At 66.8% G+C, this 21,415-nt stretch carries 23 protein-coding genes; 9 read left to right on the forward strand and 14 right to left on the reverse strand.

Annotated features, from left to right (window positions below; translation table 11 throughout):
* Position 1: 1 nt before the first annotated feature.
* From AC3WP6_RS07470 to AC3WP6_RS07485, 4 genes are all read right to left on the reverse strand, one after another.
* On the reverse strand, positions 2-376 hold the full coding sequence (locus tag AC3WP6_RS07470; RefSeq protein ID WP_492627142.1) for a carboxypeptidase-like regulatory domain-containing protein: 375 nt from the start codon (positions 374-376) through the stop codon (positions 2-4).
* Positions 377-483: 107 nt separating this feature from the next.
* Positions 484-1,653 (reverse strand): acetate/propionate family kinase, encoded by a 1,170-nt coding sequence (locus tag AC3WP6_RS07475; protein ID WP_492627143.1) that lies wholly within the window; start codon positions 1,651-1,653, stop codon positions 484-486.
* Positions 1,650-2,807 carry a bifunctional enoyl-CoA hydratase/phosphate acetyltransferase gene (locus AC3WP6_RS07480; RefSeq protein WP_492627144.1) on the reverse strand — a complete coding sequence of 386 codons (1,158 nt, stop codon included), beginning with the start codon at positions 2,805-2,807 and terminating at the stop codon, positions 1,650-1,652. Before AC3WP6_RS07480 ends, AC3WP6_RS07475 begins: the two co-directional genes overlap by 4 nt.
* The gene (locus AC3WP6_RS07485) at positions 2,774-3,847 is read right to left on the reverse strand and encodes a ribonucleotide reductase barrel domain-containing protein (protein WP_492627145.1); all 1,074 of its coding nucleotides are present in this window, start codon (positions 3,845-3,847) and stop codon (positions 2,774-2,776) included. Before AC3WP6_RS07485 ends, AC3WP6_RS07480 begins: the two co-directional genes overlap by 34 nt.
* A 190-nt stretch (positions 3,848-4,037) precedes the next feature.
* On the opposite strand from AC3WP6_RS07485, the gene AC3WP6_RS07490 reads away from it, so the two are divergent.
* On the forward strand, positions 4,038-4,760 hold the full coding sequence (locus AC3WP6_RS07490) for a Crp/Fnr family transcriptional regulator (protein WP_492627146.1): 723 nt from the start codon (positions 4,038-4,040) through the stop codon (positions 4,758-4,760).
* 6 nt (positions 4,761-4,766) lie between these two features.
* Here AC3WP6_RS07490 and AC3WP6_RS07495 read toward each other — a convergent pair whose 3' ends face one another.
* Both AC3WP6_RS07495 and AC3WP6_RS07500 read right to left on the reverse strand, forming a co-directional pair.
* On the reverse strand, positions 4,767-6,815 hold the full coding sequence (locus AC3WP6_RS07495; RefSeq protein WP_492627147.1) for a PAS domain S-box protein: 2,049 nt from the start codon (positions 6,813-6,815) through the stop codon (positions 4,767-4,769).
* Positions 6,816-7,538, reverse strand: coding sequence for a response regulator (locus AC3WP6_RS07500; protein ID WP_492627148.1), 723 nt, complete (start codon positions 7,536-7,538; stop codon positions 6,816-6,818).
* Between the two features lie 221 nt (positions 7,539-7,759).
* Here AC3WP6_RS07500 and AC3WP6_RS07505 point away from each other — a divergent pair, with 221 nt between their 5' ends.
* Genes AC3WP6_RS07505 through cydX form a run of 3 tightly spaced genes read left to right on the forward strand, consistent with a single transcriptional unit; the run spans position 7,760 to position 9,922 of the window.
* Positions 7,760-8,197 carry a universal stress protein gene (locus AC3WP6_RS07505; RefSeq protein ID WP_492627149.1) on the forward strand — a complete coding sequence of 146 codons (438 nt, stop codon included), beginning with the start codon at positions 7,760-7,762 and terminating at the stop codon, positions 8,195-8,197.
* 45 nt (positions 8,198-8,242) lie between these two features.
* Complete coding sequence (locus AC3WP6_RS07510; protein ID WP_492627150.1) at positions 8,243-9,766, forward strand: cytochrome ubiquinol oxidase subunit I; 1,524 nt, start codon at positions 8,243-8,245, stop codon at positions 9,764-9,766.
* Between the two features lie 30 nt (positions 9,767-9,796).
* Entirely contained in the window at positions 9,797-9,922 is a 126-nt protein-coding gene (gene cydX, locus AC3WP6_RS07515) for a cytochrome bd-I oxidase subunit CydX (protein ID WP_492627151.1), read from the forward strand.
* Positions 9,923-10,111: 189 nt separating this feature from the next.
* Here cydX and AC3WP6_RS07520 read toward each other — a convergent pair whose 3' ends face one another.
* Positions 10,112-12,391: a heavy metal translocating P-type ATPase gene (locus AC3WP6_RS07520; protein ID WP_492627152.1), complete on the reverse strand. Its 2,280-nt coding sequence runs from the start codon at positions 12,389-12,391 to the stop codon at positions 10,112-10,114.
* Positions 12,392-12,733: 342 nt separating this feature from the next.
* On the opposite strand from AC3WP6_RS07520, the gene AC3WP6_RS07525 reads away from it, so the two are divergent.
* Positions 12,734-13,051 carry a hypothetical protein gene (locus AC3WP6_RS07525; protein WP_492627153.1) on the forward strand — a complete coding sequence of 106 codons (318 nt, stop codon included), beginning with the start codon at positions 12,734-12,736 and terminating at the stop codon, positions 13,049-13,051.
* 60 nt (positions 13,052-13,111) lie between these two features.
* Here AC3WP6_RS07525 and AC3WP6_RS07530 read toward each other — a convergent pair whose 3' ends face one another.
* Both AC3WP6_RS07530 and AC3WP6_RS07535 read right to left on the reverse strand, forming a co-directional pair.
* Positions 13,112-13,549 carry a universal stress protein gene (locus AC3WP6_RS07530; protein ID WP_492627154.1) on the reverse strand — a complete coding sequence of 146 codons (438 nt, stop codon included), beginning with the start codon at positions 13,547-13,549 and terminating at the stop codon, positions 13,112-13,114.
* Positions 13,550-13,574: 25 nt separating this feature from the next.
* A complete protein-coding gene (locus AC3WP6_RS07535; RefSeq protein WP_291775448.1) occupies positions 13,575-14,336 on the reverse strand; it encodes a glucose 1-dehydrogenase in 762 nt (253 codons plus the stop codon).
* A 334-nt stretch (positions 14,337-14,670) separates the two neighbouring features.
* Here AC3WP6_RS07535 and AC3WP6_RS07540 point away from each other — a divergent pair, with 334 nt between their 5' ends.
* From AC3WP6_RS07540 to AC3WP6_RS07550, 3 genes are all read left to right on the forward strand, one after another.
* Positions 14,671-15,129 carry an Hsp20/alpha crystallin family protein gene (locus AC3WP6_RS07540; protein ID WP_291775454.1) on the forward strand — a complete coding sequence of 153 codons (459 nt, stop codon included), beginning with the start codon at positions 14,671-14,673 and terminating at the stop codon, positions 15,127-15,129.
* A 148-nt stretch (positions 15,130-15,277) separates the two neighbouring features.
* Positions 15,278-15,379 carry a DUF6868 family protein gene (locus AC3WP6_RS07545; RefSeq protein ID WP_367188325.1) on the forward strand — a complete coding sequence of 34 codons (102 nt, stop codon included), beginning with the start codon at positions 15,278-15,280 and terminating at the stop codon, positions 15,377-15,379.
* Positions 15,380-15,547: a DUF6868 family protein gene (locus AC3WP6_RS07550; protein ID WP_291775457.1), complete on the forward strand. Its 168-nt coding sequence runs from the start codon at positions 15,380-15,382 to the stop codon at positions 15,545-15,547.
* 74 nt (positions 15,548-15,621) lie between these two features.
* Here AC3WP6_RS07550 and AC3WP6_RS07555 read toward each other — a convergent pair whose 3' ends face one another.
* A complete protein-coding gene (locus AC3WP6_RS07555) occupies positions 15,622-16,191 on the reverse strand; it encodes a hypothetical protein (RefSeq protein ID WP_492627155.1) in 570 nt (189 codons plus the stop codon).
* A 273-nt stretch (positions 16,192-16,464) separates the two neighbouring features.
* On the opposite strand from AC3WP6_RS07555, the gene mgtA reads away from it, so the two are divergent.
* Entirely contained in the window at positions 16,465-19,038 is a 2,574-nt protein-coding gene (gene mgtA / locus AC3WP6_RS07560) for a magnesium-translocating P-type ATPase (protein ID WP_492627156.1), read from the forward strand.
* Positions 19,039-19,089: 51 nt separating this feature from the next.
* Here the strand turns inward: mgtA and AC3WP6_RS07565 are convergent, their stop codons facing one another.
* From AC3WP6_RS07565 to AC3WP6_RS07580, 4 genes are all read right to left on the reverse strand, one after another.
* Positions 19,090-19,503: a universal stress protein gene (locus tag AC3WP6_RS07565; protein WP_291775466.1), complete on the reverse strand. Its 414-nt coding sequence runs from the start codon at positions 19,501-19,503 to the stop codon at positions 19,090-19,092.
* A 176-nt stretch (positions 19,504-19,679) separates the two neighbouring features.
* The gene (locus tag AC3WP6_RS07570; protein WP_492627157.1) at positions 19,680-20,579 is read right to left on the reverse strand and encodes a universal stress protein; all 900 of its coding nucleotides are present in this window, start codon (positions 20,577-20,579) and stop codon (positions 19,680-19,682) included.
* Positions 20,580-20,663: 84 nt separating this feature from the next.
* A complete protein-coding gene (locus AC3WP6_RS07575; protein WP_291775473.1) occupies positions 20,664-20,894 on the reverse strand; it encodes a hypothetical protein in 231 nt (76 codons plus the stop codon).
* A gap of 29 nt (positions 20,895-20,923) precedes the next feature.
* Complete coding sequence (locus AC3WP6_RS07580; protein ID WP_492627158.1) at positions 20,924-21,328, reverse strand: cytochrome c; 405 nt, start codon at positions 21,326-21,328, stop codon at positions 20,924-20,926.
* Between the last annotated feature and the right edge of the window lie 87 nt (positions 21,329-21,415).

The raw sequence follows: 21,415 nt of genomic DNA on the forward strand, positions 1-21,415 counted from the left end.
TCTAGCGCATCCCCGAATCGCACACGATCTGTACGCGGGTCAGCTGGCCATCGCGCACCCGCGCAGGCGTGACCGGGCAGCGGGGAAGTGCGGCGCCCTGCACGTCGACGACCACATCGTAGGTGCCCACTGGTACCGACACGGTAAACCGGCCCTGATCGTCGCTGGTGGCATGCGCCACCTCGTGCCCGTCGGACCTTCGCACCCGCACCACCATTTTCGCCAAGGGCGCAACGCTTGGCGCACCGATATGCTGCGGTCCCGGCCGGGCCGGCGATACGCTGACTGTGCCATCCAGCCCGGTAGCGCCATGCGCGGCCATGGTTGGGCTTGCCATCACGAAGGCCAGGATGGCCAACCCCTTGAGCGTCAGCATGAGGCACCTCCAGTACACCCGGGTTTTGAGTATCTGCTTCGTGGGTGCAATGTTCCAAGGCTGCACCGGCAGGGGGGCGTCGCAAGATGTTTCGGCGGCCGCGTATCTCAGCAAAGCAGCTGCTGTCGTGCCGCACGTGCGATCACGATCTCCTCGTTCGTCGGGATCACATACACCCGGATGGCGGCGTCTTCCCGGTCGATGCGTTGCGCATGCCGCTGGTTGGCCTCTGCGTCCAACGTGATGCCCAGCCAGCCCAGTCGCGCGCAGATGCGCCGCCGCATGCCGGAAGCGTGTTCGCCGATGCCTCCGGTGAACACCAGTGCCTCCAGGCCGCCGAGCAGCGGAGCTTGCGCGGCAATGGCGCAGGCCGCGCGTTCGGCAAACATCTCCAGGGCTTCGCTGGCACGCGGGTCGGTGCTGGCCTCCAGCGTCCGCACGTCGGCGCTGATTCCGGAGACGCCCAGCAGACCCGAGCGGTTTCCCAGAAGATCCGCCAGTTCCTGCGGGCTCATCCCGCGTTCCTGCAACAGGAACAGAAGTATCCCCGGATCGATGGCGCCGCAGCGCGTGGCCATCATCAGACCGTCGAGCGGGGTAAGGCCCATGCTGGTGGCGACGCTGCGCAAACCGCGCATGGCGCACACGCTGGCCCCATGGCCAAGGTGCGCCGCCACCACCTTGTCGTGTGCCGCGGCGCCGGCAATGGCCGGCAGCACGCTCGCGACGTATTCATAGGAGAGCCCGTGAAAGCCCGCGCGCACGATGCCGGATTCACTCAGGGCGCGTGGCAGGGCATACCACTGCGAAAGCCTTGATTGAGTGCGGTGGAAGGCGGTGTCGAAGCAGGCAATCTGCGGCGTGCCGGGCAGCCATGCGCCCATGCTGCGGATCGCCGCGATCGCGGCTGGCTGGTGTGCAGGGGCGAGCGGTACCAGCGCTTCCAATTTGGTCAGCGCGGTTCCATCGATGCGCACAGGACGGTCGAATTGCGTGCCGCCGTGCACCACGCGATGACCGACCGCGACGATGCGCAGATCCGGACAACGCCGCTGCAAGGCCTCGAACAGCCAGCGGGCGGCTTCCTGCATATTCGCGGTTGCGGGCATGGCCGGGGTGTCCGGGAGGACACCCGCAGGCACCTCGACCGCCGCACACGCCTCGTGCCCGATGCCCGTGACGTTGCTGCGCAGGATGGGATCCAGCGACGCGGCGTCGAATGCCGCCAGCTTGATGCTGGACGATCCGATGTTCAGCGCGAGGATGGCCTCCTTCATGGCCGCACGCCCCTGCGATGGGCCGCGAGCAGCCGGGCTAGCGCGCAGGAGACGATGCGCGACCGTACCGTGTCGGAGCGGCTGGTCAGGGCTATCGGTACGCGTGCCCCGACGACAATCCCCGCCGGGACCGCGCCTGCCAGGTAGGTCAGCTGCTTGGACAGCATGTTGCCGGTCATCAGATCCGGTACCACCAGAATATCGGCGTGTCCGGCGACCGGCGACCGGATTTCCTTGATGGCGGCGGCCGCGGCGGACACCGCGTTGTCGAAGGCGAGCGGGCCATCGAGCACGCCGCCGGTGATCTGGCCACGATCCCGCATCTTGCACAGCGCTGCGGCATCGACAGTCGAGACGATGCGTTGGCTCACCGTTTCCACCGCCGACAGGATCGCCACCTTCGGCATGGCGATACCGGTGGCATGCGCAAGATCGATGGCGTTCTGGACGATGTCGCGTTTGGCCTCGAGGTCGGGCGAGATGTTGATGGCGCCGTCGGTCAGGTAGAGCAGCTTCGGGTAGCTCGGTACGTCCAGTGCAAATACATGGCTGACGCGGCGGTCAGTACGCAGGCCGTGCTCGGGATCGACGACTTCGGCCAGCAATTCGTCGGTGTGCAACGCCCCTTTCATGAGCGCCTCGGCGGTACCGGCACGCACCAGCGCAACGGCACGGGCGGCGGCCGCGTGACTGTGCGGCACGTCATCGATCGGGCAGTCACCCAGGTCGAGCGAGGCTTCTTCTGCAGCGCGCAGGATTTTCGCCCGTGGCCCGACCAGGGTCGGCCGGATCAGGCCGACCCTGGCGGATTCCAGCGCGCCGCGCAGTGACAACGCATCGCAAGGGTGCACCACGGCGGTTGGCATCGGACCGTGCGCCGCGGCCGCTTCCAGCAACGCGTCAAACGGCGAGGGGCGGGGCGTGCCGCGGGCATCGGCTGACAAAGCGGCGGTCCTCATGGAGGCTGCCGCCAGCCTGCGTCTTTCCACTGCGGTGGCTTTGATGAAAATCAATTGGGGCGTCGCCCGCCGAAGCTGCACGCACGGCATGGCCCAGCCGGAAGTGCGCGCATGGATATGGAGCTCTCCTGCGGCGAGCAGGTTGCGCCGACCATCGTGGCCTAGACCGCCGGTGGTTCGTCCGAGCTGCGCCATGCCGGCTCGCCCAGGCCGTACTGGACAGCGAGCTTTCGGGCCGCGAGCCGTTGCGGTTCATCGGGCGGGTGGGTCGCCAACAGCGGGTAGGCGATGGGGGTGTCCATCCAGGGCTGGATCGCGGCGCGCATCGCGATCTGCGCCGGCCACGACTGGTGCTCCAGCGTGTCTTGCCAGTGGCCATTGCCGCTGTGGTACAACACGTTCAGGGCGTAGCCGGATGAGTGTACCGTGCGCCGGCCGTCCGCCGCCGCGATCGCATGGGCATGGTTCTCGCCGCTCAGGGGGTCGGCGGCATCGGCCACGTCGTTGGCCAGCAGCGCAAGCCGGGGTTGCGAGGTGATCGCGGTCAGCTGCGTGTGGCGCAGGCCGTGACGGCTGGCATCCTGCAACAGTTCCTGCGGCATGGCGCGCAGCATGGCGGACGCCACGAGCCCGCGCGTATCGCGCCGGCAGGCGCCCCGCGATGTGGCAAGCGCGACGCTACCGCCCAGGCACCCTTCCGCCAGCGCACGCGCCACGGCCGCCGTCCGCGCGCGCCCGGCGTCGCTGTCGTATTCCAGCCCGAGCAGGGCCAGCGCATCGGCGATGCCGACGAGGCCGATCCGAAACTGTGTCGCCGCACGGCCGGCCAGCAGCGCGGCATTGTCGAGGGCGCGCACGGCGAGAGCCGCGGCATCGGCCAGTGCGTCGAGATCGATGACCGCGCGCCGCGGACTTCCAGGCGAAAGGAAGCACGCCACGTTCAACACTGCATGCAGCGCGCCGACGCGCCAGCCGACGCGACCGGTGCCAGCCTCGGCGAGCACGCGCTCGTCGGGAAGCAGCCGCCAGCTGGCCAGCGCATCCATGAAGCGCCCCTGCCATGCGGCTCTTTCATCACCGCCCTCCACCGATGCCAGTGCGCCAGCCACCCGCTGCCAGGTGTCCTCGATGGCGATGTCGTGCAGCACGGTGCGCTCGCGCCAGCGGAACCAGGCATCCCAGGCCTCGACGGCAGCAAGATCGATGAACGGGGACAACCGGCGCGGCTCGATCATGGGCAGGAAAACGCATGGGCTGTACCGACTATCTGGAACCGTCATGTGGGCGGTTTGATGTGCATCAAACCGGCGTGCCGCGAAGGCGCCGCTGTTACGCACTGTTACAGAGCGTTGCCTGGCCGACATCGTGCCGTTGCGGCGGTGTTCTAGCTTTGGTGGCGCACGCAACCACCACCGGGAGTACGGCATGGATATCTCGTATGCGCCCTCCGCGCCTGAAGCGACGAATCGACCGATCTCCCCGAACGCGATGCCCCTCGACCTGGATATCGCACAGTTGCAACGGCACATGGTCGTGATGCGCCGGAAGGTGCGGGCAGGGCAGTACCTCTACCGCAACGGCCAGCCGTTCCATGCCCTGTATTTCGTCCATGCGGGGTTTCTGAAGACCTGCGAGCTGTCGGAGGACGGCCGCGAACAGGTGACGGGGTTCCGCATGCGCGGCGACCTGCTCGGCGTCGAGTCCATCGGCCTCAGCATGCATACCTGCGATGCCATCGCGCTGGACGATGCCGAGATCTGGGAACTGCCGTATCCGCCGGTGCTGGATGCGCTGCGGCACATCCCCGAGCTGCAGGTCCGGCTGGCGGCGGCGCTGGCCGAGGAAATCCGGCGCGACCGCGTGTGGATGCTGACGATCGGGACTCTGCCCGCCGAACAGCGCGTGGCGGCATTCCTGCTGGACCTCGCCGCGCGCCTGGCGCGTCTCGGCTTCAGCGCCCGCCACTTCATCCTGCGGATGGGACGCGCCGACATCGCGAGTTTTCTCGCACTCAAGCACGAGACCGTGACGCGGGCGCTGTCCCACCTGGAGCGGCTCCAGTACATCTCGGTGCTTCGTCGCGAGATCAAGCTGCTGGATATCCCGAAGCTGCGCGCCTGCGTCGGCACGTCCTGTACGCTCCAGTGAGCGGCTTCACGCACTATCCAGCAGCCGGCGCACGGCCTCGATCAGTTGTTCCCGCCGGTAGGGCTTGCGCAGCAACGCGAAGGGCGCCACCGGACCTTCCAGCCCACCCGGTCGCCCCCGGTAGCCGGATGTGAGCAGCACCGCAAGTCCGGGCCGGAGTCGGCGCGCCGCGTGCGCGAGTTCCACCCCGTCCATGCCGCTGCCCAGCATCACGTCGGAGAACAGCAAGTCCACGGCCGGGTTTCCGGCAAGCCGTTCCAGCGCCTCGTGGGCGTTGCCCGCCGGGATGACCTGAAAGCCGAATGCCTCCAGGAGCCGGGCCGCGACGGTGCGGACGTCGGCTTCATCTTCGACCACCAGGATGGTGGCGCGCTGCCCGGGCGAGGCAATCTGCACTGGCTTTGCCGCCACTGCGGGCTCGGTCGGCGCCTTCGCGACGGGCAGCAGCAGCTCGACGCGGGTGCCGTAGCCGAGCCGGCTGTCGATCGACAGCCGGCCGCCGGACTGGGTCGCGAAGCCATAGACCATGCTGAGGCCGAGGCCGCTGCCCTTGCCGGCATCCTTGGTGGTGAAGAACGGCTCCAGCGCGTGCACCAGCACATCCGGCGCCATGCCGGTACCGGTGTCGTCGATGCCGAATGCCACGTAGCGGCCGGGCGGAAGCTCCCCTGCGCTGGAAGCGTCCTCGATCATGGTTTCGCGCGCGACGATGCGCAGCCGCCCTCCGCGTGGCATGGCATCGCGCGCATTCAGCGCGAGATTGACCAGCGCCGTATCCAGCTCGTTCGCATCCGCGTACACATCCGGCACGTCGGCCGCGCATTCGACTTCGACCGCAATGGCCTCGCCGAGGGTGCGCCTGAGCATGTGCCCGAGCTCGTCCAGCAGCGGCTTGGGCACGACCGCGCGGGGTTGCAGCGGTTGTCGGCGGGCGAACGCCAGCAGCCTGCGGGTCAGGTCGGAGCCGCGGGCCACCGCGCGCAACGCGCTGTCGGTGATCTCCAGCAGGTCCGGGTGATCGGCCAACTCGGCTTCGAGCAACTGCAGGTTGCCCGAAATCACCGTCAGCAGGTTGTTGAAGTCATGCGCAACGCCACCGGTCAGCTGGCCGATCGCGTCGAGCCGCTGGGCATGCGCCAACTGCTCCTCGCTGCGGCTGCGCTGCACGGCGGCCGTCAGCAAATTGGCCACCGATTGCAGGAAGCCAAGCCGATCCTGGTCGAAGCCGACCGGCGTCGCGGCGAGCACGACCAGCACCCCCAGCGGCTCGTGGCGCCCGAACAGTGGGACCAAGGCAACGTCGTGGAAGCCAGCCTCGGCCAGCCTGTCCAGCAGGCCGGCATGCGCCCCCTCGGGCAGCGAGTCCGCAGTGATCGCACGGCGGCTCCCGTCGCCGAAACTGCCGCGCACGAAATCGGTCTGGCCAAAGATGGCCGCAATCGCCTGGGCGGTCTGGTCGTGCAGCCCCGTGGCGGCACGTACGCCAAGCCGCCGGCCATGCCAATCGGTGGAGAGGATGGCGACGGCCGGCACATCCAGCGCCGCCGCGACGAGTTCCGGTATCCGGCTGATGGCCAGTTCGTAGTCCGGCGATTCCAGTGCGAGCCGGCCGATCTGCGCGAGAAAGCTGTCGCGCCGTGCGCGGGCAAGGGCCTGGCGTACCCGTCGCGTTTCGGAGATGTCGCGGATCGAGGCGATCGCGACGGTACCGATCTCGGTGGTGGTGACCGGGCTCAGGCCGATCTCGACGGGAAACGCCTCGCCATCGCGCCGGATGCCCATCAGCTCGTAGCCGATGCCCATCGGGCGCACGCGCGGATGGATCATGAAATCGCGGCGATGCAGGTGGTGGGCCTGCCGCAGGGGTTCCGGCAGCAGTGCTTCCATGGGCTGCCCGAGCAGCGTCTCGCCCTCATAACCGAACATGCGTCCGGCCTGTGCGTTGGCCAGCACGATGACGCCGTCCTGGCCCACGGCGATCATCGCCTCGGGGGAAATGCCGAACCAGGTACGCAGCATGGCCAGGCTGATGGCGACGGGCAACGAGGTGGCCATTCATCGCACCGCCTGGACGCGGGCCGCGAAGAGGTAGCCAACGCCCCGCACCGACTTGATCAATTCGGGATTCGCCGCATCGGATTCGATCTTGCGGCGCAGTCGTGCGATCTGCACGTCGATGGCGCGATCGAACGGACCGGCGTCGCGGCCGTGGGTGTGTCCCATCAGCTCGTCGCGCGACAGCACCTGGTTCGGATACTCGACGAACACGCGCAGCAGCTCGTACTCGCCAGTGGTCAGCGTGATCACATCCCCGCGGGCGTTGCGGAGCGTGCGCCCCAGCGGGTCCAGGCTAAAGCCGGCGAAATGGAACACCGCCGCGCCGGATTGGCCGATGGCCACGGCAGCCGGGAGGCTGCGGCGCAGCACGCTGCGCACGCGCGCCAGCAGTTCCCGCAACTCGAACGGCTTGGTCACATAGTCGTCGGCCCCCAGCTCCAGGCCGACCACGCGATCCACCGATTCGCCGCGGCCAGTGATGATGATCAGCGCGCCGTTCCAGTTCCGCCGCAGTTGGCGCGTCAACTCGAGGCCATCCTCGCCCGGCAGGCCGAGATCGAGCAGGACCAGATCGACGGCCTGGCGCGCCAGCACGGCGTGCATCCCGGTGCCGTCGACCGCGGTGCTGACCGTGAAACCCTGGCCCGCGAAATAGCGTCGCAACAGACCCAGCACGTCGGTATCGTCGTCCACGACCAGCAGATGAAGATGGTCAGGCATGGCGCCCGCTGCACACAGAGGTACGGTCGCGGAAGCTTATCGCAATGCCACGGTGGGCGCGGTGGCGGGCCGGGTGGGCCTTTCCGGAGGGAAGTTGACATGCATCAACCGGGCCTTGCGGCCGCGCGGAATAGTGGCATGAGCCGGCCAGGTCGAATCGCCGTGCCTGGCGCGCAGGATGCAGCCCTCCGGCGTGATCGCGAACCATGGATGCAACCGACATGTGCAAGCACATTCTGGTTCCCATCGATGACGACGAGGGCTCGCGCCGGGCCATCGGGCAGGCCGTCGCGTTGGCGCACCGCCTTGGCGCACGCATCACCGGCTTGCACGTGATGATGGAATTCAACCGCATCGGCGTCGTCGAGGAACTGATCGAGCCGCCGCCGGATCGATTGCGGGAGCTGGCCAAGGCGCATGCCGACAAGCTGCTTGCGCCGCTTGCGCACGAGGCCGGGCGCGCCGGGGTGGCGTGCGACTTGATCGCAATGCGCGGCAACGCGGCGTGGCGAACCATCGTCGCAACAGCTACGGAGCTGGATTGCGACCTGATCGTAATGGCATCGCACGGTCGGCGCGGCATCGCGAAACTCATGCTCGGCAGCGAGACGCAGCAAGTCCTGATCCACACCGGGATAGCGGTGCTGGTAGTGCACTGAGCGACGGGTGACGTCACTGCGACCGCGGATGAGGAGCAGGCTTCCATGATCGAACTTTCCTCGTTCCATGCTTCGGCACTGTGGCCGCACCTCGTCGCGTTCTATGCCGCCACCTTGCTGCCGCTGATCGTCGGCCTGCCGCCGATCATCGCGATCATGGAAAGCGTGTACGTGATGACCGAGCGGGAAATCTGGCGGCAGATCGCCCGCTTCTGGGGCAAGCTGTTCGGCATCGTGCTGCTGATGTGGGCGATCGGCTCGATCGTGCTGATCGTGCTGCATGGCGTGGACCCCAACCGTTTCACCCGCCACCTGCATGGGGTACCGGGGCCGGTGTCGACCTTGCTCGTGACGCCGTTCGTGTTCGTTGGTGGGGTATACCTCTGGCGCCAGTTCAACGACTGGCTGAATCCGAAGCGACGGCAGCACTTGCTAGTCACCTGGCTGTGGATGGCGCTGTCGACCTTGGCGGTGCTCAAGATCGCGGTCGGCTACGGCTTGATGGACAACCCGTCTGGCGCCTACCTGGATTCCGGCAGCCTGCAGGTCTGGATTCGCGACGTGCCGTCGGTGCTGCTCAATCCCGCGGCACAAGCACGCTTCCTGCATCTGCTCGGCTCCAGCTATCTCACGGCGGCGACGCTGGTGCTCTCCGCCTCCGCGTGGTACCTGCTGCGTCGACGCAACGTGCAGTTCGCGCGCCGCTCGCTGACCGTCGCGGCCAGCTTCGGCCTGGCTGCGGCACTTTCGCTGGCCGTGCTCGGCGACAACGCCGGCTACGCCGGTTCGCCGGGCCAGCAGATGCGGGTCGCCGCGATCGCGGCGGAGTGGCAGACGCAGCCGGCGCCAGCGTCGCTCATGGTGTTCGGGCTTCCCGACCCGGGCAGCCGCGCAACGCGGGCCGCGCTGCGCGTCCCGTGGATGCTGGGACTCGGCGTGACGCATTCCTGGCGGAAGCCGGTGGCGGGGTTGGACGAACTCGAGGCGGCGAACACGTCGCGCATTCGCCGCGGCCTGTTGGAACTTGCGGCGTTGGACGCCAAAGGCGTGCCCGCGCGCGAGTCCGGTGCCACCCCTGACCTGGGCTATGGTTTGTTGCTGCGCCATGCGCAGCACCCGCTGCAACGGAATGACGACGCGATAGCCGCTGCGGCTCGCGACACGATCCCGAACGTGCCACTGCTGTTCTGGTCCTTCCGGGGGATGGCGCTGCTGGGGGCGTACAGCATCGTGCTGTTCGGTGTCGCGTTCTGGCTGGCGTCGCGTCGGCGGCTGGACCGGCGAGGTTTTCTCCGCCTTGCTGCCTGGAGCCTGCCCGTGCCATGGGTGGCAGGCGCGCTGGGCTGGCTGGTGAGCGAGGCGGGCCGTGGTCCCTGGCTGATCGACGGATTGCTGCCCATCACCGGAACGTTGGTGACAACGTCGGAGGCGATTATCGGCGCGATCGCGTGCACCACCATGGCTGGCCTGTTCGTGGTTGGTGCGATCCTGTCGATGCGCCTGGTCCGGCTTGGCCCGGACGGGATGAAAATCTGGCGGCCGGACTCCGACGTGTCGAGAAAATTCTGATCCCGCCCACGCAACGAAGGAGGACGGACAATGTGGTATTTCGCATGGTTCCTGGGCGTCGGCCTCGCCTGTGCATTCGGCATCCTCAACGCGATGTGGTTCGAGCTGCGTGCCGACGATGAACGCGACTGGGCGGCGGTCGCCAACGATTATTGAGAATGCCGTCCGGCGGGGTGGGCACCGCGTTATGCCGGCTGTGTGGCCGTGCTTTCCGCGCCCGATGGCGGGCTCGTTGCAACGCGAGCGAATAGGCTGCTGTCTTCGGATCCTCCGGAGAGGATGCGCCGCCAACGCCGCGGTAATGGGCTACGGCGTGAAAGCCGGACTTGCCCGCCGGGAGCGCCGTCAGACTGTCTCCGACATGCCGTGGTAAATCTCTTCTTCCTGGGCAAAGTGCAATCTCAGGATGGCGTCCAATCCATAGAGGGTGCGTTGCAAATCCTGGAGGACCTCGGGCGACGACGCCCCAGGATGCAGGTCTTCGACCGTGTGCTGGAACAAGCGGACGAGCCGATGCACCTCGCGATGGGTGTGACTCAGGGAAGCAAGGGGGTCATCGCCGCCCAACATGCGCTCCAGTCGCGGGTACAGGTTTTTTTCATCGTCGCGCTCATGCGGAAGGAGCTTGGTCCTCAGCAATCCATCCAGCTCTGCCAGCTCGGCATGGATCGCCGCTTCGGGCAAGACCGGAAGGTGGTCGGCGCAAATACGAATGCGGTCGAGCACCGGGGTGAGTTCAAGATGCTCGGCAGCCAGACGGGCGCCTTCGGCGGTATCCAGTCGTGCCCGGGTTTCGCCGGCCGGGGTGGTCCGCAGCACGCGCAGTGCATTGAGGATCACTGCCACGTCGATGCCTTCCTGCAGAAAGGCACCGGCCACGGGCGGGAGAAAGCCCAGTGCCGCGAACACCATGGCAACCAGCGACAGGCCCATCCCCGCAAGCACGCTTTCCAAGGCGATCCTTCGCGTGCGGTGGGCGATGACGAGCGCCTCGGCCAGGCGATCCAGCCGGTCGACCAGCAGCACGATGCTGGCCGCTTCGGAAGACGCGGCGGCACCGCGTGCACCCATCGCCACGCCGACATCGGCTGCGGCGAGCGCAGGCGCGTCGTTGATGCCGTCGCCGACCATGATCGTGGTGCTCGTCCGCCCGGCTGCCTCGATGGCGGCCAGCTTGTCGCTTGGCGTCTGGTCCGCCAGGACTTCGTCCACCCCGAGGGATTCGCCGATGATCTCGGCGATGTCGCGGTGATCTCCGGTCAGCATCACGATGCGCCGGATTCCGGCACGCCGCAGCAGGCGGATGGCACGCGGGGTATCGAGCCGTATTTCGTCGCCCAGCAACAGGGCTCCCGCCATGGCGCCATCCACGGCCACGAACACCCCGGTGGAGCCTTCGCGGCGCACCCGCCGGTACAACAGGTCGGCCCAGTCCGCGGCGGGAGCGAACCGCGAGACGAAGCCGTAACTGCCGATGACGACGCGACGGCCGTCGATCGTCCCGGCCAGGCCCGCTCCAGGCTCTTCACGAACATCGGCGGGCTTCGTCAGGGCCAGCCCCCGTTGCCTTGCGAACGACACGATGGCTGCGGCAAGCACGTGCTGGGACATCTGCTCGATCGACGCCGCCATTCGCAGCAATTCATCCGGCCCCATGGAATCGGCGGCTTCGATCGCCGTCAGGCGCGCATGCCCCGCCGTAAGCGTCCCCGTCTTGTCGAAAAAGAGGCTTTCGCCACGGGCCAATCCTTCCAGGGCACCACCGCCCTTGACGAGCACGCCGCGCGCCGCGCATCGCGACATGCCGGAAACGATCGCGACGGGCACGGCAAGGACGAGCGGGCAGGGCGTGGCGACGACCAGCACCGCCAACGCGCGGACGGGATCGCCCGTCAGGGCCCATGCGAGCCCCGCAACCACCAGAGCCAGCGGCAGGAACAGCAATGCGTAGCGATCGGCCAGGCGCGAGGATGGCGCCTTCGCCTGCTGGGCGGCTGCGACCAGCCTGACCACCCCGGAAAACGTGCTGTCAGCCGCAGAGGTCGTGGCCAAAAGATCGAACGGGCCGCTCGCATTGAGCACGCCGCTGCGGACCAGTTCGCCCTGGAGTCGCCGAACCGGCAGCGACTCGCCGGTGAGTGCCGACTCGTCAAGCACCGCGCCTTCGGATTCCACCAGGCCGTCGACTGGCACGACCTCGCCACTGCGGACGAGAAGGCGATCACCCGGTGACACCTGGGCGACGGGAATCTGCACGAGCTCATCGCCCAGGTACTTGTTGGCCGAATTCGGGGCACGCTTCAACAGCGCCGACATCTCGCGCCTTGCCTTGCCTTCGGCGTAATCCTCCAGCGCCCTCCCGCTGGCGAACATGAGACCGATGACGGCGGCGGCAAGCGCCTCGTCCAGGACGATCGCCCCGATGATGGCAAGCAGCGCGATGACGTCGACACCGGCATTGCGCCGGATCAATTGAATGACGCTGGAAACACCGATCGAAATGGACACGAGCGCCGCGCCCACCGTCCACGCAAGGCTGGCGACCGCCTCATGGCCGGCGATGCGCATGACCAGGCCAAGGAGGAGTGTCGATGCGCTGATGGCGACCAGGATGCGATGGATCATGGGGGGCGAATCCGGCAATGGGGCAGCGGTGATGGGGTTTCTTGTACCAGTCGGAAGCTCGGCGCGTCATGTGCTTCTCATCCACTCCATGTGACGGGAAAGTCAGCGCGTTGGCTGCGGAGAAATCACTGTGTGCAACAACGTGGGGCGCGGGCCGGGCATGGCGACACGGGCGTCTTCGGTGCAGTCGGTCGTGGAATTGCCGGTCGAAGCATTCCCGGTACCCGCGGCACACCTCGGTGGCAGCGATTGCCATGGGCAAATCGAGGCATACCGGCATGCACGCGGGAAGCTTGCCGTCGACGGCGCCGTGATGCGGGTAACACAGGATTCCCTGCGCGCTTGAGCGCGAACGTGGGAAGGATCACGTCGCCGTTGCGCCTGAAGATTTGGGCGGATGGCACGATGCAGCTCGTCCACGCGGAGGATGCGCGCGAGGTCGCGCGTTGCCGAGGTGGCCTGGTGCGGCCGTGGAAGCCTGCCGCACCAGGTGGGGGATACGCACGCCGTGCTCGAGATGGCGTGGGCGAACAGCAGCGCATCGACGGACGCCGGCTCGAAGCCAAACGGTTCGAACTTCAGGTGGTCCTGGTCACCACCCTGGAACAGTCCGCAATCGACCGGTACGTGCGTACCCCCGCAGGCAATGCGATGGCATGAACCGGTGACCTGCCTGGTCGCGGCGAGGGCGCACCGGGTCATGCGTGCGTTCAGGCCGTTTCAGCGGCACACCAGTACCGGTATCGAGCTGGTCTGCAGCACTTTTTGCGTCTCGCTGCCGAGCAGCAGCTTGTTGAAGCCGCGCCTGCCGTGCGACGCCATGACGATCAGGTCGCATTGCCGGTGCTGTGCTTCCTCCACGATCGCCTCGCTGGGCGGGTCGCGGACGACATGGCTGCTTTCGCAGGGAACGCCGGCCTTGGCCGCCAGACCACTCACCTCGGCAAGATAGCGTTCCGCGCGCTCCACGGCGCCCTCCATGTACACCGCCTGGGTGGCGGTGATCATCTCGGCCACGTAGCTGATCGCGTGGAAGGGTTCGATGACGTGCAGCGCAAAGACGCTGGCGCCGCAGGACTTGGCCAACTCGATGCCCAGCTTCACGCCATGCAGGGACAAGTCGGAACCGTCGGTGGAAAGCAGGATGCGCTTGAACATGGGTCGTTTCTCCTCGGGATGGCGGCTACCGGCAGCTGTAGCCTCCGTCGATCACCAGTTCGCTGCCAGTGACGAACTTCGCCTCCTCCGAGGCCAGGTAGACCACGCCCCAGGCGATGTCGTCCGCCTCGCCCAGGTGGCCGAGCGGATGCAGCGCCGCCAACTCGCGCTGGTGCGCCGCGGCGTCGCCGTGAAGCGTGGTGAGGTGGTGCTCCACCATCGGCGTCCAAATGAAACCGGGGTGGATCGAGTTCACCCGGATGCGGTCGGCGGCATACAGCAACGCGTCGGTCTTGCTCATCAAGCGCACGGCGCCTTTGGACGCGTGATAGGGCGGTACATCCGGCGCGCCGACCAGGCCGTAGATGGACGACAGGTTGATGATGCTGCCGCCGCCGGCGGCGCGCATCGGGCCGATGGCGTGCTTGGTGCAGAAAAACACGCCCTTCACGTTGATGGCCTGCACGCGGTCCCACTCGGCTTCGGTCAGCTCGTGGGTGGGCTTGTTGGCGCCGGAGATGCCGGCGTTGTTGACCATCACGTCCAGACGGCCGAAACGGGCGACGGTGGCTTGCACCGCCCGCGCCACTTCGGCCTCGACGGACACGTCGGCATGCAGGTAGCAGGTGCGTTCGCCCAACTGGCGTTCGAGCGCTTGCCCGGCGGCGTCGAGCACGTCGACGATGGCGACGCGCGCGCCAGCTTCCACCATGCGCTGCACACAGGCGGCGCCGATGCCTTGGGCGCCCCCGGTAACCAGGGCGACTTTGCCATTGAGCCGGTCCACGGGCTTCTCCCTTGCAATGTCGGGCTTGCGGTGTCGAGCCGAGGGTGCGCCCCGGCCGCCAGCCGCTTGTTGACGATTGTCAATGCCGCGGCAATACCGGCATGTCGGCATGCTCGATGACGTGGTGCACCACATCATGCGGGTGGTGGCTTTTGCCTGGGCGCAGACAGCGCCGGGCAACGGGCGATCGTCAGCGACGCATCCCGGGGCCCCGGCGATGATCACGCACGACGTTGATCTGGATCACCGTTCCCCGATACGCGGCGCCTAGGTTGGGCGATGACCCGCACGTAATGCGCGAGTCTCCCCAACTCCCTCCATGAGGACCCATGCCATGGCCAATCTTGTCCACTGGAATCCCTTCAAGCCGCTGAGCCGGCTTGAATCCCGCCCACCCATGTTCGAGGACCTGTTCCATGATTTCGGCCTGCGCCCGCGCTGGCAGCAGGAGCTGGAAGCGCCGGAGATGCGCATCGACGTGGTGGAAAACGACCAGGCCTACACGGTCAAGGCGGAAATCCCCGGCGTGGAGAAGGACGCCATCGACGTGTCCGTCGATGGCAACCTGGTGTCCATCACCGCCGAGGCCAAGCGTGAGAGCAACAAGGACAAGGACAAGGAAAACGAGCGCGACCTCTACACGGAGCGCTATTACGGACAGTTCTACCGCTCGTTCAGCCTGCCCACCGAAGTGGACAGCGGCAAGGCCGAAGCACACTACGAGAACGGCGTGCTCATGCTGACGTTGCCGAAGAAAGCGAACGGCAGCGCCCGCAAACTGGCGGTCAGCTGAGTGTGCTCCTGTCCGCTCGCCGGCCATCGGAAACGACCGGCGAGCGGGGAAATGGCCCTCGGCGGCGCGACGCATGCCGAGGGCAGCACGGATCGGCGCGCCCCGGGCCGGCCGCGACCCATCCACGTTCCACCTGTGGAGCCGCGCCATGACCATGACCCTGATACGGGAGGTCCTGCTCTGGTGCGTATGCCTCAACTACGCCGCCTTGCTGATCTGGTCGGGTGCCTTCATCTTCGCGCGGAGCTGAATGTACCGATTGCACAGCCGCTGGTTCAGGATTTCGAACGAGACTTTCGACGCCGTGCATTACGGCGGCATGGCGATCTACGAGATCGGCATCCTGCTGTTCAACCTCGTCCCCCGGTTGGCCCTCTGGCTTGCACGTGGCAACTGGCTGCGCCGACTGCCGCCGTGACGCGACCCCGTCGCCGACGCGGATCGGCCTGTCCGCACCTGACCCTCATCGGTCGCACCCGCGGGGCAGGCCGTCTACTTCACCTCGTCCGCCGGCCTGGGGGCCGCGGCGCCGGGCTTGCCTGCTTTCATGCCGGGCTGGCTGATCCGGAAACTGCTGATCGCGACACCGACATCGAAGCCCTTGCCCTTGCCGGCAAGCACCAGCGATACCTTGCCCTTGGTCAGCGCCTGGGCCGTGCCCGCCTTGGCCACGCCAACGTCGCCACTGACCGCCAGATAGCTGCCCAGCACATCCTCGATCCTGGCGACGTGGGTGAAGGTGCCCTTGCCGTCGGTGATCTTCCATTTCCCGGCAGTGATGCCAATGCCTTTTGCGCGGATGGCAACCGGCATCGACGAGCCGTCCTTGCAAGTCACGATGCCTTCCCCGACCGCGCTGGAATATAGCGCCGACCATTGCTTCGAATTGAATTTGAGACTGCACTCCAAGTCACGGTCGGCGGCCGAGGCAATCGGCAACAGCGCCACCATGGCGGCGGAAGCAAGCAGCAACTGCGCAATCTTTTTCATGACCGACTCCTGTGCGGAAGGAAATGGCGCCGACCGGGGGCGCATTTCACCGTAAATCGGGCCGGCAAGCACTTGTTGATCCCAATCAACGTTTTGTCGATCGCCCATGCCGCGTTTGATGCCAAAGACGCAAGCCATGACATGAGTGAAATGATTGCCGGGACTATGGTGAATTGATCGACCAGAACCAATGCCATTGCTGCATCACTCCCTGGTTGGAAAGATACTTTTCCGACTGCGCGGCGACCGGCAGAAAAGAGTTTCCGCGGTGCATGCCACCGGGTTCGATTCCGGTTGATCGCGATCAATATCGGCAGGGGAGGCGGAGGCAATGTTCGCCTCGTCATGAGCGAAACCCCGCACCCGACCGAGCCAGCCGCGGACCCACGGCTGGCATCCCTCGAATCGCTGTTCGAGCTGCTCAACAGCACTTCGAACGGGTTGGCCGACGCCGAGTCCAGGCGTCGCCTTTCCACGTACGGGCCCAACGAGACACGGACCGACGGACGTACCCGGTACATTCGGACATTGCTCGGGCTGCTGGGCGATCCCCTGGTCCTGATGCTGCTCGCCGCGGCAGTGATTTCGGGAACCCTCGGCGACCCCGTGGGGGCGACCATCATCCTGGTCATGGTCCTGCTCAGCGTGGCGCTCAATTTTGCGCTGAGCTACCGCTCGCAACGTGCATCCGAGCGGTTGCGCGCAGAGATCGCCCCTACGGCCAGCGTTTGCCGTGACGGCACCTGGCGGGAAGTGCCGCGCCGGGAACTGGTGCCGGGCGACCTGATCCGCCTCGCTGCGGGCGACCGGATACCTGCGGACGCGCGTCTGCTTGAAACCCGGGATCTGCACGTGCAGCAGTCGGCCCTGACGGGCGAATCCCTGCCGGCGCAAAAGCTCGCCTGCGAGCGCCCGCAAGGCACCGACGCCGATGCGCAGCACCTGGTGTTTCTCGGCACCTCGGTGGTCGCGGGCACGGCCACCGCCATCGTGTTCGCCACCGGCAGGGACACTGCGTTCGGCGATGTCGCGGCACGCTTGTCGGAGCGTCCGCCACCCACCGAATTCGAGCGCGGCCTGGCCGGGTTTGCGCGGCTCATCATGCGCACCGTGTTCGCGCTGGTGCTGGTCGTGGTGCTGGCCGGCATCGTGCTGCACCGGCCGATGCTGCAGACCTTGCTGTTCGCGCTGGCATTGGCCGTGGGGTTGACCCCCGAGTTCATGCCGATGATTACCACCGTCACGTTGGCACGCGGCGCGGTGCGCATGGCGCGCCACCGCGTAGTGGTGAAGCATCTCGCCGCCATCGAGGATTTCGGCAGCATGACCGTGCTGCTGAGCGACAAGACCGGCACGCTCACGCGCAGCGAAACCAATGTTGCGGCCATGACCGATCCACTTGGCGCGCCGTCCGGACACACCGGATTCCTTGCACGCCTCAACAGCGCATTCCAGAGCGGCATCCACAGCCCGTTGGACGAGGCGATCCTGAAACGATGCGCATTGCCGCCGGGCGCCGTTCGGAAAATCGACGAAATCCCGTTCGATTTCGAGCGCCGCCGCCTTGGTGTGGTGATCGAACACGATGGCGAAATCCTGTTGATTGCCAAGGGCGCGCCGGAATCGGTGCTCGCGCAATGCACGCAATACGAAAAGGACGGTGCGCTGCATCCCTTGGACACCGGCGCGTCCGCCGCTATCAAGCGCACCTGCGACGCGTTCGGCCGGCAAGGGCAACGCGCCCTGGCCATCGCCTGGCGCAAGGTCGAACGACAGCCGCGCTACACGGCGGCAGACGAAGCCGGGATGGTGCTCGCCGGTTTCGTCGCGTTCGCCGATCCCGTGCTGCCCGGGGTGGCGGATTCCCTGGCAACGCTCGCCCGCGACGGGGTGACGGTGAAGATCCTGTCCGGCGACAACGAGCTCGTCGTCCGGCATGTTTGCGAAGAGGTCGGGCTGGATACGCGCGAAGTGTTCACGGGCGCGCAGCTCGATGCGCTCGACCAGGATGCCCTGAGCGCCATGGCTGCGCGCGTCAGCGTCTTCGCACGGGTCAGCCCCGCGCAGAAACACCGGATCGTGCTGGCGCTGAAATCCCGCGGCGCCGTGGTGGGCTTCCTTGGCGACGGCATCAACGACGCCCCTTCATTGCACGCCGCCGACGTCGGCATCTCGGTGATGAACGCCGTGGACGTGGCGCGCGATGCGGCCGACATCGTGCTGGGTGAGCGTGACCTCGGAGCGCTGCATGCCGGGGTGATCGAGGGCCGCATCGCGTTCGCCAACGTGACCAAGTACCTGCTGATGGGAACCAGCTCCAACTTCGGCAACATGCTCAGCATGGCGGTGGCGGCTCTGGTGCTGCCGTTCCTGCCGATGCTGCCCACCCAGATCCTGCTCAACAATTTTCTCTACGACCTGGCGCAGATCACCATTCCGGGCGACAACGTGGATGCCTCGCAACTGGCCGCGCCGCGCCGCTGGAGCATCGGCCTGATCCGCCGATTCATGCTGGGCGTGGGGCCGATCAGCTCGCTGTACGACTTCCTCACCTTCTACGCCTTGCTGGTGTGGCTGCACGCCTCGCCGGCGGAGTTCCACACCGGCTGGTTCGTGGAATCGCTGGCCACGCAAACGCTGGTGCTGTTCGTGATCCGCACCGCCGGCAACCCCTTGCGCAGCCGGCCGAGCAACGGGCTGATCGCCAGCGTGGTGGCCGCGGTGGTGGTCGGCCTCGTGATTCCGGCGACGCCGCTGGCCGCGGATCTGGGTTTCGTCCCGCTGCCGCCGGCCTTCTTCGTGTTCCTGTTGGCAGCCACGGCGACGTACCTGGTGCTGGTCGAGCTGGTGAAGCGCCGCTTCATGGGCGGCGTGGCCGGAGCGGGGCCCGCCCCGGTACCGGCCAAGTCACCGGCCTAAGCGGCCCGGAAACGGCCGGCTTTCAGGCGCCCGCTCGCGTGGGCGCCTGCGTCAACGCACGACGAGCACCGGCACCTTCGAACCGGCCAGCACCTTCGTCACCACGGAGCCGAGGAACAGGCTCTTCAGTACGCCGCGGCCGTGTGAACCCATCACGATCAAGTCGTAGCGACCGCGCCGTGCAAACTGCACGATTTCGGTTCCCGGATCGCCCACGAGCAGGCACTCGTCGAACACATGCCCCGCCTTGGTCAGTTCGCGCCTGGCCGGTTTGAGCGCGGCGTTACCGCTGTCGCGGTGAAATTGCGCAACGCTGTCGACATCCAGCCGCCCGGCGATCGACTTGCGCAGCGGCAGGTCCACGTTGAGCAGGGTTACAACGGCATCGGCAGGCCAGTGCCTGGCCAGGTAACGGACGGCACGCGTGCAGCTGGCGCTCCCGTCCACGGGCAGCAGTATTTTCATGCGTACGCCTCCGCGCGGCGGATGTCATGGTGCCAGCAAAGCGGAACGGTCGCTGCGCGATGTTGACCTGCATCAACGGGCGGTCAGCTTTCGGCCAACGACGGGCACCGGTGGTGCCGGGTATATCGCGCGCTTTCCGGCTGCGCGACGCAGGCAGCGAAGAAGATGCCGCAGGTTCACGCCTCCACCACCAGCAGCGGCATTTCGCTGTGCTGGAGCAGATGCCGCGTGACGCCGCCGAGCAGCCACTCGTTCATGCGCGAATGGCCCCACGCGCCCATTACCAGCAGATCGGCGCCATGGCCGCGCGCACGGTCGTGGATGGATTGCCCGTTGTCGTCCTCTTCGTCGAGGGTTTCCCATTGCGCCCGTAGCGCGTGCCGTTCCAGCCAGCGGTCAAGCGCCAGCCGGATCCGCCGCTCGTTTGCCTGGATGCGCGATACACCATCCAGCACCACGATCTCGTCGGCGCGCAGCAGCAGCGGAGCCGCCGCGCGCACTGCGCGCGCCGCCTCGGTAGAGCCGTTCCAGGCGATCGTCACCTTGTGCACGCCGTTCTCGCCCGGCCACTGATCGGGCACGAGCAGCATCGGCGCCGCTTCGGTGGACAGTACGCGACCCAGCGGATTCAGGCCGGATGTCAGGCGGGCGGCTTCACGCGCCAAGCGCCCCAGCACGAGGTCGGCAAGGCTGGCGCGTCGGGACAGCACCGCCTCGTGGAGACCGCGATGCGCTTCCCAACTCCCCTCGACGCCGTGCCTCCGGCACAACTCGCGCCACCAGTCGCGGCGGCCCCGCGCCGCCTGTTCCCGTTCCTCCAGCACGAGCATGGCATCCGGCATCACCATGACTTCAGCCGTGCTGAGCGTTACGGCCTGCAGGCCGGTGAGATGCGCGCCGTGCTGGCGGGCGAGGGCGAAGGCGAAACGCAGCAACGCAACGTCGTCGTGCTCCGGATCGATGTCGACAATGAACTCGAGCATGGCATTCCCCGGGGGCTGATCCTGCGTCTCGGCATTACAAGCCAGCAGGCGGCCGTCAGGTTGATATGGGTCAATCGGCTGCGCGCCTGCCACAGCACCCGCCCGCTGCCACCCAGGCGGATTGGGTCTCATCCGCTTCGACCGCCAGCTCCATCGGCCGCCGGCTGGCAAATCCGATCATCTCGCGCAGCTCGTTGGCATCAGCGCATCAGAGGGCGGGACCAGCCATGCATGGCCGGCCTTGCATCCCTTGGTGCGCCTGCCACCCCGGTGGTTGATGTGGATCACCCGGCCTCGCACCTCGAGCGGGATCTCGCCCGCCGGAAGGAACTCATGGCTGATGCCGGCGTTGTTGACCGCGATGTCCAGGCGTCCACAGGTTTCTTTTGTCTCCTTGACCAGTTCCACGTGGTACTGCGGGTCAGACACGTCGCCAGCTAGCGTCCACCATAAAACTTGTCCACGAACGAATGGCGGAAACCCTGGTGGCAAGCCAGGCAGCTTTGCTGGGTCCTGGAGAAAGCCGCAATGACGGCTTGACCGTCCTTCCGTTTTGCAGCCTCGCCCATGGCGTTGGCGGCATCGTGCACCTGGCCATCAAAAACCCGAAACTTTCCGGCGTCTGCTCCAAGCCAGGCAAGGATGCGCATTTTTTCCGACAAGGGCGGTTCGGCATGCTTGGCGATCTTTGGCGCCAACTCGGCAACCAGGGCCCAGTCCTCGCTGGAGATCGCACCGGTGACGGCTTGCATGTCGCGCCCCATCCCTTGCATCACGCTGCGAAGGACCATCGGGTTTGCGGCCTCGATGGATTGCGCACCCAGCCCGGTGGAGGTGACCACCAAGGCTGCCAACAAGGCGATCGTGGAAAACGGGTGGGGAGGCGGAAAGTGGCTCACGGGTTTCTCCATGGCGGACGTTGATGAGCG

It is taken from the genome of Rhodanobacter sp. FW106-HT46G03 (assembly GCF_058789895.1).

Coding starts and splice junctions, on each gene's coding strand:
- AC3WP6_RS07510 (WP_492627150.1), top strand. CDS start 8,243: ATGATCGAACTTTCCTCGTTCCATGCTTCGGCACTGTGGCCGCACCTC.
- AC3WP6_RS07520 (WP_492627152.1), bottom strand. CDS start 12,391: ATGATCCATCGCATCCTGGTCGCCATCAGCGCATCGACACTCCTCCTT.
- AC3WP6_RS07500 (WP_492627148.1), bottom strand. CDS start 7,538: ATGCCTGACCATCTTCATCTGCTGGTCGTGGACGACGATACCGACGTG.
- AC3WP6_RS07530 (WP_492627154.1), bottom strand. CDS start 13,549: ATGTTCAAGCGCATCCTGCTTTCCACCGACGGTTCCGACTTGTCCCTG.
- AC3WP6_RS07495 (WP_492627147.1), bottom strand. CDS start 6,815: ATGGCCACCTCGTTGCCCGTCGCCATCAGCCTGGCCATGCTGCGTACC.
- AC3WP6_RS07490 (WP_492627146.1), top strand. CDS start 4,038: ATGGATATCTCGTATGCGCCCTCCGCGCCTGAAGCGACGAATCGACCG.
- AC3WP6_RS07480 (WP_492627144.1), bottom strand. CDS start 2,807: ATGGCGCAGCTCGGACGAACCACCGGCGGTCTAGGCCACGATGGTCGG.
- AC3WP6_RS07505 (WP_492627149.1), top strand. CDS start 7,760: ATGTGCAAGCACATTCTGGTTCCCATCGATGACGACGAGGGCTCGCGC.
- mgtA (WP_492627156.1), top strand. CDS start 16,465: ATGAGCGAAACCCCGCACCCGACCGAGCCAGCCGCGGACCCACGGCTG.
- AC3WP6_RS07540 (WP_291775454.1), top strand. CDS start 14,671: ATGGCCAATCTTGTCCACTGGAATCCCTTCAAGCCGCTGAGCCGGCTT.
- AC3WP6_RS07565 (WP_291775466.1), bottom strand. CDS start 19,503: ATGAAAATACTGCTGCCCGTGGACGGGAGCGCCAGCTGCACGCGTGCC.
- AC3WP6_RS07550 (WP_291775457.1), top strand. CDS start 15,380: ATGTACCGATTGCACAGCCGCTGGTTCAGGATTTCGAACGAGACTTTC.
- AC3WP6_RS07545 (WP_367188325.1), top strand. CDS start 15,278: ATGACCATGACCCTGATACGGGAGGTCCTGCTCTGGTGCGTATGCCTC.
- AC3WP6_RS07470 (WP_492627142.1), bottom strand. CDS start 376: ATGCTGACGCTCAAGGGGTTGGCCATCCTGGCCTTCGTGATGGCAAGC.
- AC3WP6_RS07475 (WP_492627143.1), bottom strand. CDS start 1,653: ATGAAGGAGGCCATCCTCGCGCTGAACATCGGATCGTCCAGCATCAAG.
- cydX (WP_492627151.1), top strand. CDS start 9,797: ATGTGGTATTTCGCATGGTTCCTGGGCGTCGGCCTCGCCTGTGCATTC.
- AC3WP6_RS07485 (WP_492627145.1), bottom strand. CDS start 3,847: ATGATCGAGCCGCGCCGGTTGTCCCCGTTCATCGATCTTGCTGCCGTC.